This is a genomic window from Glycomyces niveus, from assembly GCF_017592475.1.
Lineage (GTDB): Bacteria > Actinomycetota > Actinomycetes > Mycobacteriales > Micromonosporaceae > Glycomyces > Glycomyces niveus.
In genome coordinates this window covers 234,438-249,596 of record NZ_JAGFNP010000002.1, presented here as the reverse complement: position 1 = coordinate 249,596, position 15,159 = coordinate 234,438, and the positions used below count along the sequence as shown (strand labels likewise).

General features: G+C 72.8%; 12 protein-coding genes. 7 read left to right on the top strand and 5 right to left on the bottom strand.

Annotation, left to right across the window (positions count from 1 at the left end; translation table 11 throughout):
- Positions 1–77 precede the first annotated feature (77 nt).
- Complete coding sequence (helR, locus tag J5V16_RS04070) at positions 78–2,282, bottom strand: RNA polymerase recycling motor ATPase HelR (RefSeq protein ID WP_208494731.1); 2,205 nt, start codon at positions 2,280–2,282, stop codon at positions 78–80.
- Positions 2,283–2,746: 464 nt separating this feature from the next.
- Between helR and J5V16_RS04065 the strand changes: the two genes are divergently transcribed.
- From J5V16_RS04065 to J5V16_RS04050, 4 genes are all read left to right on the top strand, one after another.
- The gene (locus J5V16_RS04065; RefSeq protein ID WP_208494730.1) at positions 2,747–4,078 is read left to right on the top strand and encodes a hypothetical protein; all 1,332 of its coding nucleotides are present in this window, start codon (positions 2,747–2,749) and stop codon (positions 4,076–4,078) included.
- Entirely contained in the window at positions 4,075–5,460 is a 1,386-nt protein-coding gene (locus J5V16_RS04060) for a DNA polymerase Y subunit UmuC family protein (protein ID WP_208494729.1), read from the top strand. Before J5V16_RS04065 ends, J5V16_RS04060 begins: the two co-directional genes overlap by 4 nt.
- Positions 5,453–8,629 (top strand): error-prone DNA polymerase, encoded by a 3,177-nt coding sequence (locus J5V16_RS04055; protein ID WP_208494728.1) that lies wholly within the window; start codon positions 5,453–5,455, stop codon positions 8,627–8,629. The genes J5V16_RS04060 and J5V16_RS04055 overlap by 8 nt, the downstream gene beginning before the upstream one ends.
- Positions 8,630–8,757: 128 nt before the next feature.
- On the top strand, positions 8,758–9,159 hold the full coding sequence (locus J5V16_RS04050; protein ID WP_208494727.1) for a hypothetical protein: 402 nt from the start codon (positions 8,758–8,760) through the stop codon (positions 9,157–9,159).
- A gap of 62 nt (positions 9,160–9,221) precedes the next feature.
- On the opposite strand, the gene J5V16_RS04045 is transcribed toward J5V16_RS04050, so the two are convergent.
- Positions 9,222–9,683 carry an SRPBCC family protein gene (locus J5V16_RS04045; protein WP_208494726.1) on the bottom strand — a complete coding sequence of 154 codons (462 nt, stop codon included), beginning with the start codon at positions 9,681–9,683 and terminating at the stop codon, positions 9,222–9,224.
- Positions 9,684–9,764: 81 nt separating this feature from the next.
- Positions 9,765–11,255, bottom strand: coding sequence for an MDR family MFS transporter (locus tag J5V16_RS04040; protein ID WP_243900725.1), 1,491 nt, complete (start codon positions 11,253–11,255; stop codon positions 9,765–9,767).
- 185 nt (positions 11,256–11,440) lie between these two features.
- On the opposite strand from J5V16_RS04040, the gene J5V16_RS04035 reads away from it, so the two are divergent.
- Positions 11,441–12,004 (top strand): TetR/AcrR family transcriptional regulator, encoded by a 564-nt coding sequence (locus tag J5V16_RS04035; RefSeq protein ID WP_208494725.1) that lies wholly within the window; start codon positions 11,441–11,443, stop codon positions 12,002–12,004.
- Here J5V16_RS04035 and J5V16_RS04030 read toward each other — a convergent pair.
- A complete protein-coding gene (locus J5V16_RS04030; protein ID WP_307792855.1) occupies positions 12,001–12,651 on the bottom strand; it encodes a DUF4396 domain-containing protein in 651 nt (216 codons plus the stop codon). The two genes, J5V16_RS04035 and J5V16_RS04030, sit on opposite strands and share 4 nt — an antisense overlap.
- Positions 12,652–12,817: 166 nt before the next feature.
- Between J5V16_RS04030 and J5V16_RS04025 the strand changes: the two genes are divergently transcribed.
- Positions 12,818–14,140, top strand: coding sequence for a chloride channel protein (locus J5V16_RS04025; RefSeq protein WP_208494724.1), 1,323 nt, complete (start codon positions 12,818–12,820; stop codon positions 14,138–14,140).
- A 10-nt stretch (positions 14,141–14,150) separates the two neighbouring features.
- Complete coding sequence (locus J5V16_RS25365) at positions 14,151–14,678, top strand: potassium channel family protein (protein WP_208494723.1); 528 nt, start codon at positions 14,151–14,153, stop codon at positions 14,676–14,678.
- A gap of 24 nt (positions 14,679–14,702) precedes the next feature.
- Here the strand turns inward: J5V16_RS25365 and J5V16_RS04015 are convergent, their stop codons facing one another.
- A complete protein-coding gene (locus J5V16_RS04015; RefSeq protein WP_208494722.1) occupies positions 14,703–15,137 on the bottom strand; it encodes a hypothetical protein in 435 nt (144 codons plus the stop codon).
- Positions 15,138–15,159: the final 22 nt, after the last annotated feature.

Below are 15,159 nucleotides of genomic sequence, written 5' to 3'. Positions count from 1 at the left end.
CTTGCGATGCAAGTGGACCGGCCGCGCGGGATCGCCGCGCGGCCGGTCCTTCGTCATCGAGGCGAGAGCTTCGCGCCCTAAGCGCTCGTGAGGATCACCAGCTGCTGGGTCGCGCGGGTCATCGCCACGTACCGGTCCACCGCGCCTTCGATGCCCTCGCCGAACGCCTCCGGGTCCACGAGGACGACCAGGTCGAACTCGAGCCCCTTCGAGAGTTCCGGAGTGAGCGAGCGGACCCGGGCGGTGGGCTCGAAACCGGGAGCGCCGATGACGCAGGCGGTGCCGTCGTCGTGCGCGGCGAGCCAGGCGCCGAGGATCGCCTCGAGGTCCTCAGTGGAGTCGTGCTGGACGGGGACGCCGCTGCTGCGCACCGAGGTCGGCACGTTGGCGTCCGGGAGCGCGGCCCGGATGACCTGCTCGGCCTCGGCCATGACCTCTTCGGGCGTGCGGTAGTTGATGCTCAGCGACGCGAGGCGGGCGCGGTCGAGGCCGATGCGGTGCAGGCGCTCGCTCCACGACTCGGTGAAGCCGTGCCGGGCCTGGGCGCGGTCGCCGACGATCGTGAAGCTGCGGGAGGGGCAGCGGCGCAGCAGCATCTGCCATTCGGCGTCGGTCAGCTCCTGGGCCTCGTCGACGATGACGTGAGCGAACGGCCCGGCGAGCAGGTCCGGGTCGGCGGTCTCGAAGTCCTCGTAGTGGACCAGGGCGTCCTGGAGGTCGGCGCCCTTGAGCAGGATCATCTCCTCCACATTGCCGTCCCCGGCTTCGAGGATGTCCTCCACGACCCTGTCGATGACCACACGCTCGGCGGCGATCTCGGCCTCGCGGCGGCGGGCGTTGCGGGAGGCCTCGGGGTCGCCGAGCCGGAACCGCGCGGCGTCGAGGAACGGCAGGTCGGACGCGGTCCAGGGCTCGCCGTCGGCGCGGTGGAGCAGGGCGGCCTGCTCCTCGTCGAGCCAGGGCGCGCACATGCGCAGGAAGTCGGGGACCGCCCACAATGCCGTGACGAGGTCGGCGGGTTCGATGACCGGCCAGGCCTTGTCGAAGGCGCGCACCAGCTCCCGGTTGCGGGCGAGGGACTGCCGCAGCAGGCCCTCGTCGATCTCCTCATCGAACTTCTCGGCGACGATCGCGACCAGCTCGTCCCAGATCGCTTCGCGCGCTTCGTTGTGGGGCGTGCCGAGGCCCGCCGCGTCGAACGCGTCGGCCCAGTCGTCGGCACTGACCCGCACCTCGCCCCAGTGGGTCTCGACGGCCGTCCCGGAGACGGGCGGGCGCTCGTAGCGGCGCACCGCCGGCTCGATCGCCGCCAGCAGCCCCATGCCGGACTTCAGCGCGGCCACGTCGGGGTCCGCCTCCTCCGGGGCGGTCGCGCCCTCGGGCTGGAGGTCGCGGACGGTGCAGGTCTGCACGCCCTCCTCGCCGAGGCTGGGCAGGACGTCGGCGACATAGGCCAGGTACGGCTGGTGCGGGCCGACGACGAGGACCCCGCCCTTGTGGTGGCCCACGCGAGGGTCGGAGTAGAGCAGGTAGGCGGCGCGGTGGAGGGCGACGACGGTCTTGCCGGTGCCGGGGCCGCCGTCGACCACGAGCGTGCCGCTCGATCCGGCGCGGATGATCGCGTCCTGGTCGGCCTGGATGGTGCCCAGGACGTCCCGCATCCGCTCGGAGCGGCTGGTGCTGAGGCTGGCGATGAACGCGGATTGGTCGTCAAGGGCCGCATGGCCTTCGAGGCCGGCGAGGGTGAACACCTCCTCCCAGTAGTCGCTGATGCGGCCGCGGGTCCAGCGGTAGCGGCGGCGGCTGGCGAGGCCCATCGGGTCGGCGTGGGTCGCGCCGAAGAACGGCTCGGCGGCGGGCGAGCGCCAGTCGAGCAGCAGGCGGCGGCCGTCGGCGTCGGTGAGCCCGAGGCGGCCGATGTAGACGGTCTCGCCGTCGGCGGCGACGGTCCGGCCCAGGCACAGGTCCATGCCGAAGCGGCGGAGGGCGCCCAGGCGGCCGGTGAGCCGGTGGATCTCCCGGTCCCGGTCGGCGGCGGCCTGGCCCTCGAACCGCCCCGTGCCGCCGGGTGCTCTGCGGGCGGCGGCGAGGCGGTCGCCGATCTCGGCGATCGACTGCTCGAGGCTGGCTTCGATGGCGGCGAAGTGCCGCTCGTCGTCGGCGATGAGCCGCGGGTCGGCCTTCGCGGCGAGGCGGTCGGGCAGTTGGAAGGCGCTGGTGCGGGCGGCGGATGTGGAGGTGCGGGTCTGGTTCACTGCTGCGGCCCCTTCGATCGGCGGCATGTGCATTCCGGTCCCCCTCGGCGTTGCGGGTTCTGGCGGTGAAATACGATTGTGAACCACGCTGACCTGCGGAAACGCACCCCGGTGTACCTGGTTTCGGATCTCCGGGGTTATATTCTGGAGTGGGAAGAGGCGCAGGCCCCTTCCCTTTCGCGTTTCCGGGGTCGGATCGGGCGGAACGGTCGCGCCCGGCGCCGGGAGTGCCGGGGCGCGCCTGCCGCTCAGCGGTGGAGGCGATCCGCCGAGGCGGTCGCCGAGCCCCGTTAGGGGCGCTTCCCTGCCCGGCGAGCGCAGTGGCCGGGTTGGGCGCGTTCATCGCGGAACGCCGTTTCATGGCCATTCCACGCCATGTGACCTGGGATCTACGCCAGGAGATTTATCAAACACCTGTTTGAGGTTGCGCACTGCCCGCAGTTCGGTATGTTGATCTTGATACACATGTTCGACATGACACGGGGGAACTGGTGGCGACATCCGTCGCGGCCGCACTGGCCGCTGAGCTCGGCCTGCGCACCGCCGCAGAGCTGCGCCCCGCAGCCGAAGCGAAGGCCGGGCGCGAGGCCCGCCTCGCGGGCGGGCCGCTGAGCGCAGCGCTGCGCAGCGCTCCGGAAGCAGAGCCGCGCAGCGCTCCGGAATCGGAAGCCGCGCCGCTCCCGGGCGCCGCTTCCGGATCGATCCAGCCGGCGAAGGCCATCCTGCCCGTCACCCCCGACATTTCCGCGCTCCTCCCCCACGGCGGACTCGCGACTGTGACCGCAATCATGGCCTCGCGGCGCGGGGCGACCTCGCTGCTGTGGCGGCTGCTGGCCGGTCCGACCAGGGCCGGGGCCTGGTGCGCGCTGGTCGGGATGCCCCGGGTGTACCCGCTGGCGGCGACGGCCGCCGGGGTGGATCTGGGACGGGTGGCGCTGGTCGACCCGGGGCCGCTCGTGGTCGAGGCGGCGGGCACGCTCGCCGAGGGCGTGGCGGCGGTCGTGGTCCCGAGCGAAGGCCTCACCCCGACGCAGGTGCGGCGGCTGGCCGCGCGGGCGCGCAAGAGCGGCACCGCGATCATCTGGTGGGAGACCCGGCCCGTGGTCGGCGCCGACGCCCGCCTCGAAGTCGCCCGCGCCCGATGGAAGGGCTTGCGTCCCAACGCCGGACGCCGCTGGGGAGCCGGACGCCTCGACGCCTGCGAACTCGAGGTCGCCGCCCACTGGCGGTCCGGAGGCGTCCACGAAGCACGAATCTGGCCCTACGGCGGTGAGACCGAGCAGGCGGAGACCTCCCCCGAGAACGTCATCGACCTGCGGCGGCGGTCCGACCGACAGGCAGCCGAAGCGAACCGGGCCTCAAAGCGAGCGGACCGCGCCCCACGCTTCGAAACCACCGCGCGAGCGAACCGCCGCGCCGCCGAGCCCGGCGATGCCACGCACCACCAAGCGGCCCCAGCGAACCGCGCCTCACGCAAGGCAGGCAACAGCCCACGTGGCCCCATCGCGGCCGATGCGGAACGGAGCACCGCGCGAGCGACCTTCCGCCCGGGCGGTCCCACCGACCGCACCGCCGAGCCGAACATCACGCCGCGCTCAGCGGGCGGCCCTCGGCGCGAGCGCGTCGAAGACCCGGGCGATGCCACGCACCACGCTCCGCGCGGTGAGGTAGCGGCTCGCGATGCCCTCGCCGCTCCCGAAGCGAACAGCGCGGCGATCCGCGACGTCGTGAACCGCCGGACCGCCGTTGAGACCGGCGGGGCGTCGCAACGGCGTCGCGGCTCGGTCGTTCCCATTCGCTCGGGCGGGGGCGATCGGTCGTGAGCGTGCGGGTGCGGCGGGCCGGCGGGCGGGTGCTCGTGATGCGGCTCGTGGACTGGGACGCCGAGGATGCGGCCGCGTTCGAGCCCGTGCTGGATGCGCTCGACCTGCTCACCCCCTATGTCGAAGTGCTCGAGCCCGGGGTCGTCGCCGTGCCGTTGCGGCGCGGGGCCGGGGATGAGGCCGCGTTCTGCGAGACGCTCATCGACACCGTCTCCGGCCTGGTCGACCAGGACTGCCTGACCGGGGTCGCCGACGGCCTCTTCGCCGCCGTACTCGCCGCGCGCGAGGGCCGGATCGTCCCCGCCGGGCGCGACGCCGCGTTCCTCGCCCGCCGCGACATCCGCGACCTCCAGGCCACCGGCCTCATCGACGCCGATACCTGCGAGACCCTGCGGCACTTGGGCATCAGCACGCTCGGCGCCTTCCGCGACCTCCCCGGCCAGGCCGTCGCCGAGCGGTTCGGCGCCGCCGCGCGCCGCGCCCAGCTGCTCGCCTCCGGGCAGCTCGCCCGCCCGCTCGTCCCCCGCCCCGCCGCGCCCGAGCTGACCGCGACCGACACCCCCGAGACCCCCTACGCCACCGTCGAACAGGCCGTCTTCGCCGCCCGGCCCCTCGCCGAACGCCTGCTGACCGCCTTGGACGAACGCAACCTCGCCTGCACCCGCGTCACCATCACCGCCCGCACCGGCAGCGGCATGGAGCGCCGCCGCACCTGGCAGCTCGACCCCGCCATCAGCGCCGCCGAACTCGCCCGCCGCGTCCGCTGGCAGCTCGAAGGCTGGCTCGCCACCGGCACCGCGAGCGAGACGGCCGACGAGACCGCGCACGCCGTCACCGTCCTCGAACTCGCCCCCGGCGGGCTCATCGGCCTCGTCGCGGCCGGGCGCGGCCTGTGGGGCGACAAGGGCGCCCGCGACGTGAAGGCCGAAGCCGCCCTGCGGCACGCCCAGAGCCGCTTCGGCCCCGACGCCGTGCAGATCGCCGCCGCCACCGACGGCCGCGACCTCGACGAGCGGTTCGGCGCCGCCGCTTGGGAAGTCGAGCACGCCCCGCCGCCGCCCTCCGGGCCGTGGCCCGGGTCGCTGCCCGATCCGCTGCCCACCCTCATCGGCACCGACGACGCCGTCGCCGTCCTCGACGCGACCGGCGCCCCCGTCCAGGCCCTCGCCCGCGGCGACCTCTCCGCCGCCCCGGCCCGCATCGCCTTGGGCGGCAAGCAGATCCCGATCACCGCCTGGGCCGGGCCGTGGCCGGTGTCCGAACGCTGGTGGAGCCCGGCCGCCCGCCGCTACGCGCGCCTCCAGGTCGAGCTCGCCGACGGCCGCGCCGCCCTCCTCGTCTGCGAAGGCGGGCAATGGAAGGCGGTGGGCTGGTATGACTGACTACGCCGAGCTGCACTGCCACTCCCACTACTCCTTCGCCGACGGCGCGGACGCCCCCGCCGCGCTCGCCGCCGAAGCCGACCGGCTCGGCCTCAAAGGGCTCGCGATCACCGACCACGACGGGCTGTACGCGGCCCCGCAGTTCGACAAGGCCGCCAGCGGGTTCGGCCTCCCCACCGTCTTCGGGGCCGAACTCAACCTCGATCTGGCGCGGTCGCGCCGCGGCCAGGTCGACCCGGGCGGGCGCCACCTTGTCGTCCTCGCCCGCGACCCCGACGGCTACCGCGCCCTCTCGCGCGCCATCACCGCCGCCAAACTCGCCGGCGGCGAGAAGGACCTCCCCCGCTACCGGCTCGACGAGCTCGGCGCCCACGCCGACGGCGGCTGGCAGGTCCTCACCGGCTGCCGCAAGGGCTTCCTCAACACGGCCCTGGACTCCCGCAGGGGCTCGGGCGGCCTCGACGCCGCCGAGGCGGCGCTGCGCGAACTCGCCGACGCCTTCGGGCCCGAACACCTCGCCGTCGAACTCACCTGCCACGACCTGCCCGGCGACACCGAACGGGTCGAGACCCTCGCGCACCTGGCCCGCCGCTTCGGCCTGCCCGTCGTGGCCACCAACAACGTCCACTACGCGGCCCCGGCCCGCGCCCGCACCGCCGCCGCGCTCGCCGCCGTCCGCGCCCGCAGCACCCTCGAGGCGACCGACCCGTACCTGCCCGCGAACGCAGGCGCGCACCTGCGCAGCGGCGCCGAGATGACCCAGCGCTTCGCCGACTTCCCTGAGGCCGTAGCCGAATCGGTGCGCATCGCCGCCGAGTGCGCCTTCCCCCTCAAGCTGCTCGCCCCGCGCCTGCCGCACTTCCCCGTCCCCGCCGGGCTCGACGACGACTCCTACCTCGAGGCCCTCACCGAGAAGGGCGGGACCGAGCGGTACGGGCCGCCCGAGCGCTCGCCCAAGGCCTGGGAGCAGATCCGGCACGAGCTGCGGGTCATCGGGCAGCTGGAGTTCAGCGGCTACTTCCTCATCGTCGCCGACATCGTCGACTTCTGCCGCGACCGGAACATCTACTGCCAGGGCAGGGGGTCGGCCGCGAACAGCGCCGTCTGCTACGCCCTCGGCATCACCAATGTGGACCCGGTGTCGTTCGGGCTGCTGTTCGAGCGGTTCCTCTCCGCCGAGCGCGACGGCCCGCCCGACATCGACCTCGACATCGAGTCCGGCCGCCGCGAGGAGGTCATCCAGTACGTCTACGAGAAGTACGGCCGGGACCGGGCCGCCCTGGTGGCCAACGTGGTCACCTACCGGCCCCGCTCGGCGGTCCGCGACGCCGCCAAGGCCCTCGGGTACGGCCACGACCAGGCCCTCGCGTGGTCCAAGCGCCTCCACCGCTGGGGCGGCATCGACCCCGCCGAGGCCGAGGGCATCCCCGACGACGTGCGCTCCCTCGCCGCCGACTTCGCCGACATGCCGCAGCACCTGGGCATCCACCCCGGCGGCATGGTCCTCACCGAGCAGCCGGTCAGCGAGATCGTCCCGGTCGAGCCCGCCCGCATGAAGGACCGCACCGTCCTGCAATGGGACAAAGAGGACTGCGCCGACGCCGGGCTCGTCAAGTTCGACCTCTTGGGCCTGGGCATGCTCGAGGCCCTGCACCGCATGGCCGACCTCGTCCTCGCCTTCCACGGCGACCGCGTCGACCTCTGGCGGCTGCCGCCCGACGACACGGCCGTCTACGACATGCTCTGCCGGGCCGACACCGTCGGCGTCTTCCAGGTCGAGTCCCGCGCCCAGATGGCGACCCTGCCCCGCCTGCGCCCCAGGCACTTCCACGACCTCGTCGCCGAGGTCGCGCTCATCCGCCCCGGCCCCATCCAGGGCGGCGCCGTCCACCCCTACCTGCGCCGCCGCCACGGCGAACCCTGGCGCCACCTCGTTCCCGAGATCCTGCACAAGTCCCTGGAGCGCACCTACGGGGTGCCGCTGTTCCAGGAGCAGCTGATGCGCATCGCCATCGACGCCGCCGGCTTCGACGCCGGCGAGGCCGACAAGCTCCGCCGGGCCATGGGCGCCAAGCGGTCCGAGGAGCGCATGGAGGAGCTGCGCGAACGCCTCTACTCCGGCATGGCCGAGCGCGGCATCACCGGCGCCGACGCCGACCGCCTCTACGAGCAGCTGCGCTCCTTCGCCGACTTCGGCTTCCCCGAATCGCACGCCGCGAGCTTCGCGTTCCTCGTCTACTCCTCGGCCTGGATCAAATGCCACTACCCCGCCGCGTTCTACGCCGGGCTCCTCGCGAGCCAGCCCATGGGCTTCTACTCCCCCGCCTCCCTCGTCGCCGACGCCCAGCGCCACGGCCTCACCGTGCTCGCCCCCGACGTCAACGCCAGCGAGCCCGTCACCTCCCTCGTCCCCACCGGGCGGCCGGTGAAGCCGCCGCTCAAAGGCGAGGCGGACCTGCGCCTCGGCCTCGACAACGTCAAAGGCCTCGGCGAGCCGGCCGCGCTGCGCATCACGGCCGCGCGCGCCGAGGGCGGCCCGTTCCAGAGCCTCGCCGACCTCGCCCGCCGGGCCGGGATCGGCAAGGAGCGCATGGAGAAGCTCGCCGTCGCCGGCGCCCTCGAGAGCCTCGAACCGGACCGCCGGAAGGCACTGTGGACGGCCGGGACGGTGGACGAGCGGCCGGACACGATCCCCGGCACGGGACCGGCCGCGCCGCCGCCCACCCTGCCCGGCATGAGCGGGGCCGAGCTCGCCCGCGCCGACTACACCGGCCTGGGGCTCTCGGTCCAGACCCACCCGATGGAGCTGGTTCGCGCCGGGCTCGACGCCGCCGGGGTCCTGACCGCCGCCCGGCTCCCGTACGCCGAGGACGGCTCGCGGATCGAGGTCGCCGGGATCATCACGCACCGCCAGCGCCCGTCGACGGCGAAAGGCGTCACGTTCCTGAGCTTGGAGGACGAGACGGGGATCGCGAACATCGTGTGCTCGCAGGGGCTCTGGAAGCGCTGGCAGGGCGTGGCGTCGGTGGCGCGGGCGCTGGTGGTGCGGGGCGCGGTGGAGAAGCCGCACGATGCGGTGGGCAATCACGTGATGCCGATGATCGTGGCGGACAAGCTGACGCTCCTGGACCTCAACAGTCCGAGCGCGCCGTCGCGGGACTTCCGCTGAGCACCGCCGACCCCACTGAGACGCGCATCACTCGCTTCGGGGGTACGGAAACCGCTCCGGATTCACGTCTTGATGGGTACGAAGGCGTACCGATAATGGTGCGCCCCAATCGAATTGGAGCATCCACAATGAACAAGACCTGGATCGCGCGCGCCGGTCTGGCCCTCGGCGCCGGCCTCGCGCTGGCCGCGAGTATCGCCGCCCCCGCGCAGGCCGCGGACCTCGAGGTGCAGCTCACGGACGCGGGCGGGAACCTGATCGCCGAGATGATCCACCACGACCAGGGCGACGTCTTCTCGGTGCACGACTGGCACCCGGACGGGCACGGCGTGCGCGGCAGCCTCTACCTCGTCGAGGACGGCGAGTGGATCCTGCTCGAGAGCCTCTACAACGGACTCGGGGCCGGGGAGTTCACCACGTTCGAGTGGAACGTGCTCACCGGCGAGGAGTACGTGATGGAGGTCTGCTCCGTCGACGGCGCGAACGACCCTGAGCCGAACGACTGCTCCTTCCAGGAGGTCACCGAGTAGCGGGGTCCCCTCGCGAGCAGGTGTGTCACGGAGGCCGGGTCCCGGGATCGGGGGCCCGGCCTTCAGCGTTCGAGGTAGGCCTCGAGGTTGAGCAGGGACGAGCTCATGCCTTCGGCGTGGTCGGCGGGGGCGATGGCGTCGGGGACGTTGGTGGCGGTGAAGGTGACGCGGGTGCCTTCGGGGACGGGCTCGAGGGACCAGGTGGTGGTCATGGGGCCGGTGAAGGCGGGGTCGTCGGACTTGAAGTCGATCTCGGCGGTGACGCGGGTGTCGGGGACGAGTTCGACGAAGCGGGCTTCGACGGTGTCGGTGTCGGCGGTGGTCTTGCCGGGCGCGCCTTCGGGGTCCGCGTAGGTGAGGGTCATGCGGTAGGTGCCGCCGGGGCGCGGGTCGTAGTGGTCGAAGCGGCCTGTCATCCCGGCGGGCGGGAGCCAGGCGGCGAGCGCCTCGGGGTCGGTCAGGGCGGCGTAGACGCGTTCGGGCGAGGCCGGGATGTCCCGGCTGGCTTGGTCGGTTCGCGGCATCTTGGGACCGTAGCATCCGGTCCCGGCGGCGGGACGCGAAAAGGCCCGGCCCCTGAGCGGGACCGGGCCTCTGGCGTCGTACTAGTGGGCGGGGGCGGCGTCGCCCGCGGGGGCGTCGGCCTTCTTGACGAGGAAGGCCGCTGCGGCGGCCACGAGGGCCATGCCGGTGCCGCACAGGAACGCGAGGTGGATGCCGTCGGCCTGGGCGGTGACGTCAGTCGCGCCCGATTCGATGCTGGCGGTGGCGCCGGTGGTCATCAAGGTGATGAACACGGCGGTGCCCGCGGCGCCCGCGACCTGCTGCAGGGTGCTCATGATGGCGCTGCCGTGGGAGTAGAGCTCCATGGGCAGGGCGCCGAGCGAGGAGGTCATGAGCGGGGTCATGAGGCTGCTGAGCCCGAGGCTGAGCATGACGTGGATGACCACGACGAACCAGACGGCGCTGTCCTGGTCGAGCATCGTCATGAGGCCGAGGGCGCCCGCGAGGACGAGCGAGCCGGGGATGACGAGCGGGCGGGGGCCGACGCGGTCGAAGATGCGGCCGACGAACGGGCCGGAGAGGCCCATGGCGAGGCCGCCGGGGAGGACCACCAGGCCGGTCTCCAGCGTGTCGAGGTCGAGCACGTTCTGGAGGTAGATCGGCAGCAGGATGAGCGAGCCGAAGAGGGTCGCCATCGAGACGAGCAGCATGATGATGCCGACGGTGAACGAGCGGGACTTGAAGGGCCGCAGGTCCATCAGGGCCGCGTCGTCGCGCTGGAGCCGGAGCTGGCGGAAGACGAACAGGGCCAGGGAGGCGGCGCCCACACCGACGGCGACGTACGGCGGGACCGGGGTGTGGTTGCCCGCGGCGGACTCGCCGAAGCTGCTGAGGCCGTAGATGAGGCCGCCGAAGGCGACGGCGGAGAGCAGCGCGGAGAGCAGGTCGAGCTTGACCGGGCGGGTCTCGCCGAGGTTCTTGATGAGGACGCCGCCGAGGACGAGCGCCAGGACGGCGATCGGCAGGACGGCGAGGAACATCCAGCGCCAGGTCAGGTTGTTGAGGATGAACCCGGAGAAGGTCGGGCCGATCGCGGGGGCGACGGCGATGACGATCGTGATGAAGCCCATCGTGCGTCCGCGGCGTTCGGCCGGGACGAAGGTCATGACGGTGGTCATGAGGAGCGGCAGCATGACGGCGGTGCCGCTGGCCTGGATGACGCGGGCGGCCACGAGCATCGGGAAGACGGTGGCGACGCCGGCGAGCAGCGTGCCCGCGGTGAACAGGCCGATGGCGGCGAGGAACACGGTGCGGGTGGTGAAGCGCTGCAGGATGAGGCCGGTCATGGGGATGACCACGGCCATGGTGAGCATGAAGCCCGTCGTCAGCCACTGCACGGTGGCGGCGGTGATCGAGAACTGCTCCATGAGGCTCGGCAGGGCCACGCCCATCACGGTCTCGTTGAGGATCATGACGAACGTGGCGACGAGGAGTACGCCGAGCACGATCTTGATCTGGCTCGACATGCCCGCTTCGGGCGCTGGTGCTGCGTCGGCTTCGGGTGACTCGGCCGGTCGCTGGTCAACGGTCATGGGGGAAGTTTCCTTTTGTGGTGTTCCTTGCCCGGTGCCGACGGGCCCGCACCTGCATCCTCCGGGGTGTCGGAGGGTGACGGAGCGCGCGCACCGGAAAGTGTCAGTGACTGTCAATCATTGCAGTTGCTACCATCCCGGCCATGGGCGCCGGTGGGAGTCTGCGAGAAGTGTCACGTCGGGCCGTGCAGTCAAGGATCGCACGGATCGCCGAGGAACTCTTCGTCGCAAAGGGATTCGAGGAGACGACGGTCGATGAGATCGCCGCCGCCGTCGGCATGTCCCAGCGCAGTTTCTTCCGATACTTCGCTTCCAAGGACGAAGTGGTCCTCGACAGCCTCGAGCGGTTGGGCCTGGAGCTGGCGGTGCGGCTGGAGGCCCGGCCGCTGGACGAGGCGGAGTGGGACTCGCTGCGGCATGCGTTCGAGCCGATAGTGGAGCGGCTGGCCGATCCGGCGATGCGCGAGCACGACGCGGCGGTGCAGAAGATCGTGAACGCGAGCCCGCGGCTGTTCGCGGCGTACCTCGGACGGCTTGACGGGCTGCAGCGCTCGCTGAGCGAGACGCTGCTGGAGCGGGCGGCCCGGCGGCCCGGGTGCGCCGCGGACCCGGTGGTGCTGCGGGCGGTGGTCGGCGGGGCGTTCGCGTGCCTGCACGCGGCGATGGTCGACGCGGTGGCCCGCCCGGACGGGTTCGGGCGGAGCCTCGACCGGACCATGGCGGCACTGCGCCCCGCCGCCGTCTGCTAGTGCCGGTGGTGCTGGTGGACGACCGCGTGGCCCTTGCCGCGTGAGATGAGCCAGCGGTTGATCGGGACGGTCACCACGAATGCGATCGCCAGCGCGGCGGCGAGCGTCAGCCAGAACCGGTAGTCGGCCAGGCCCATCTCCATCGCGCCGGGCATGGCGAGGATGAAGCCGTTGTCGACGATCTCCATGACCGCGATCGAGATGGTGTCGGCTGCGAGCGCGACTTTGAGGGCGTCCTTGAAGGACAGCCCGGCGCGCATGACGCCGCGCATGGTCAGGGCGTAGCCGAAGAGGAATGCAAGCGTGACCGCGAGGGCGATCGTGGCGAAGCCGTGCCAGCCCATGGCGGTGCCGATGACGACGCCGAGCACTTCGCCGATGGCGCAGCCGGTGAGGCAGTGGAGGGTGGCTGAGGCGGCCATGCCCCAGCCCGCGGGGGCCGGACCCCCGTGGGCGGCGTGGTCGGCGTGGTGCGCATGGTCTTCGGCCGCAGGGGCGGGGGCCGAGTGGTCGTGGGCGGCGTGCTCGTGTCCGGTGTGGTCGTGGGCGGTGTGGCCTTCGTGCTCGGCCTCGGCGGTGGGGGCGGCGTGGTGGTCGTGTCCGGCATGGTCGTCATGACCGTGGTGGTCGTGGCGGGAGTGGTCCACAGCGATGCTCCTCCAGGATTCGGCGGCCCGGGGTGGCCGCAGCCGGTTGATCGTATACCCCCACCCGGTATGTTGCAAGCGGGGTTCGCGATGCGGGATGGACAATGTCCTGCGCCGCGCGCGACCGCCGTAGGAAGATCCACAGTGCAGGGAACGGAGGGGCGGCATGGCGGCGACATCGGACGGTCCGGCCTCCAGGAGGCGCGCGGACGGCGTCCGGTACCTCCGGCCGCTGGGCCTCGCGGGCCTCATCGGCATCCCGATCTCCGTGGCCGCCTTCGCGTTCCTCGCCCTCCTCCACCGGCTCACCGCGTTCGTCTGGGAGGACCTGCCCGAGACATGGGGCCTCGACCCGGTGCCGTGGTGGTGGCCGGTGCCCTGGCTGCTCATCGGCGGCGCGCTCGTCGCGGTCGCGCTCACCCGCCTGCCCGGGCACGGCGGGCATGTCCCCATCGACGGCCTCTCGGCCGAACCCGTGCCGCCCTCGCACCTGCCCGGGGTGCTGCTCGCGGCGCTCGGCGGCCTCCCGCTCGGCGTGGTGCTCGGCCCCGAAGCGCCGCTCATCGCCGTCGGCGGGGCGCTCGCCACCATCCTCACCTCGCGCTGGATCGCCCGCAAGAGCCCCGAGAACGCGCTCCTGGGCGCGTCCGGGTCGGCGGCGGCCGTCGCGGTCGTCTTCGGCAGTCCGCTCGTGGCGGCGGTGTTCATCCTCGAATCCGCGGGCAGGGCCGGGCTCAGGTCGACCAAGGTCGTGCTGCCGTGCCTGCTCTCGGCCGGCATCGGCGCGCTCGTCTTCACCGGCCTCGGCGTGTGGACGGGGCTGCCGGTGGCCTCGCTCCAGCTGCCCGGCCTCGACGTACCGGCCCGGCCCGACCTCGCCGATCTGCTGTGGACGGTCCCGCTTGCCGTGCTCATCGCCTTGGGCGTCACCATGGTCCACCGCCTCGGGAGGCGGCTCGTTCCTCGCGCGAAGCGGCGGCCCGCGCTCATGGCGATGGTCGCGGTGACCGTCACCGCGGTGGCCGCCGCGCTCTACGAGCTGCTCACCGGCCGCTCCCCGGTCGAGGTGGTGCTGTCCGGACAGGACTCGCTCGGCACGCTCACCGGCGCCGGCGAAGCTCCGGGCATGTGGGCGCTCGTAGCGCTGCTCGCGTTCAAGGGCCTGGCGTACGCGGTGTCGCTCGCGACCCTGCGCGGCGGCCCGATCTTCCCGGCCGTGTTCCTCGGCGCGGCCGCGGGCGCCCTGCTCAGCGGCCTGCCCGGGTTCGGGCTCGTCCCGGCGATGGCGGCGGGCATGGCCGCGGCGACGGCCGCGATCCTGCCGCTCCCGGTCTCGGCGGCCGTGCTCATCACGCTCCTGCTCGGTTCGGGCTCGGCCGGGATGACCCCGATCGTGCTCATCGCCGTGGTGGTGGCGTTCATGACCGATCAGCTCACCGAGCGGACCGGCGCGGCCGAAGGGAGCACGACCGCTCCCGTCCAGGACTGAGGAGGACAGCGTGCAGCAGGAGACGGGACCGAAACGCTGGCAGGCGCTGCGCTGGCTGCTGGTGTGCGTCGCGCTCGTGGTCCTCTACGCGGTCGTCCCGGTCTCGAACGAGCCCGACCGCGGTTCGCTGGTGCTGCGGTGGGGCGCCACCGTGCTGCTGCTGGCGGCGCTCGCGTTCGCGATCCGCTGGCAGGCGCTGCGGCAGCTGCGCGAACCCGACGCGCCGCTGGGCGCGCTGATCGTGGCCATCCTCGCCGGTCTGCTGCTGTTCGCGCTGCTCGACTACGGGCTGGCCGTGCACCGGCCCGGGGAGTTCACGAGTCTGGAGACCCGCGTCGACGCCCTCTATTTCGCGGTGAGCACCCTTGCCACCGTCGGCTTCGGCGATGTCTCGGCGCAGGGCCAGGTCGCCCGGGCCGTCCTGTGCGTGCAGATGGCGTTCAACTTGACGGCCATCGCGAGCGCCGCCTCCATCGTGGCCCGCAAGTTCGGCGAGCGGGCGGCGCAGCGCGCCGCTCGCGGCCGCGGCGACCGCTGAGCGCTCGGGACCGGGCGGCCCCGGTCACTGACCGGTGAGGTCCTCCGGCTGCGGTTCCGCGCAGCTGTTGCTCCATTCGCCGTCGGGGACCGCCTGGGCGCCGACGTACAGCGGTCCGCCGAACGCCCACTCCCCGTCGTCGAACTCGGGGAAGTCGCCGAAGACCCCGAACTTGCGGTAGTGGTCGCCCTCGATCTCGCAGAGCACGAGCGTGACCAGGTAGGCGTCCCCGGCGCAGTCGGACGCGCAGAAGTTCCCGAAGATGCGTCCGGTCGCCAGCGCCGAGGCGCCGCCCCAGGCCTCCCACTGCAGGTCGGAGGCGCTCGAGAACTCCGAGAGCGTCAGCTTCTCGGGCTCCCTGCAAGCTGAGTTCCTGACCGTCGTCGCCTTCGAAGGTGTCCAGGTCGAGCACGTAGACCTCGCCGGTCGGTGTCTCCGCGCTCGGTTCCGGAGATGCACTCGGCGTTTCGGTCGCGCTCGG

Bases quoted from the DNA above. Each gene is read 5' to 3' on its own strand.
- helR (WP_208494731.1), bottom strand. From the start codon at position 2,282: ATGCCGCCGATCGAAGGGGCCGCAGCAGTGAACCAGACCCGCACCTCC.
- J5V16_RS04055 (WP_208494728.1), top strand. From the start codon at position 5,453: ATGACTGACTACGCCGAGCTGCACTGCCACTCCCACTACTCCTTCGCC.
- J5V16_RS04050 (WP_208494727.1), top strand. From the start codon at position 8,758: ATGAACAAGACCTGGATCGCGCGCGCCGGTCTGGCCCTCGGCGCCGGC.
- J5V16_RS04045 (WP_208494726.1), bottom strand. From the start codon at position 9,683: ATGCCGCGAACCGACCAAGCCAGCCGGGACATCCCGGCCTCGCCCGAA.
- J5V16_RS04040 (WP_243900725.1), bottom strand. From the start codon at position 11,255: ATGACCGTTGACCAGCGACCGGCCGAGTCACCCGAAGCCGACGCAGCA.
- J5V16_RS04025 (WP_208494724.1), top strand. From the start codon at position 12,818: ATGGCGGCGACATCGGACGGTCCGGCCTCCAGGAGGCGCGCGGACGGC.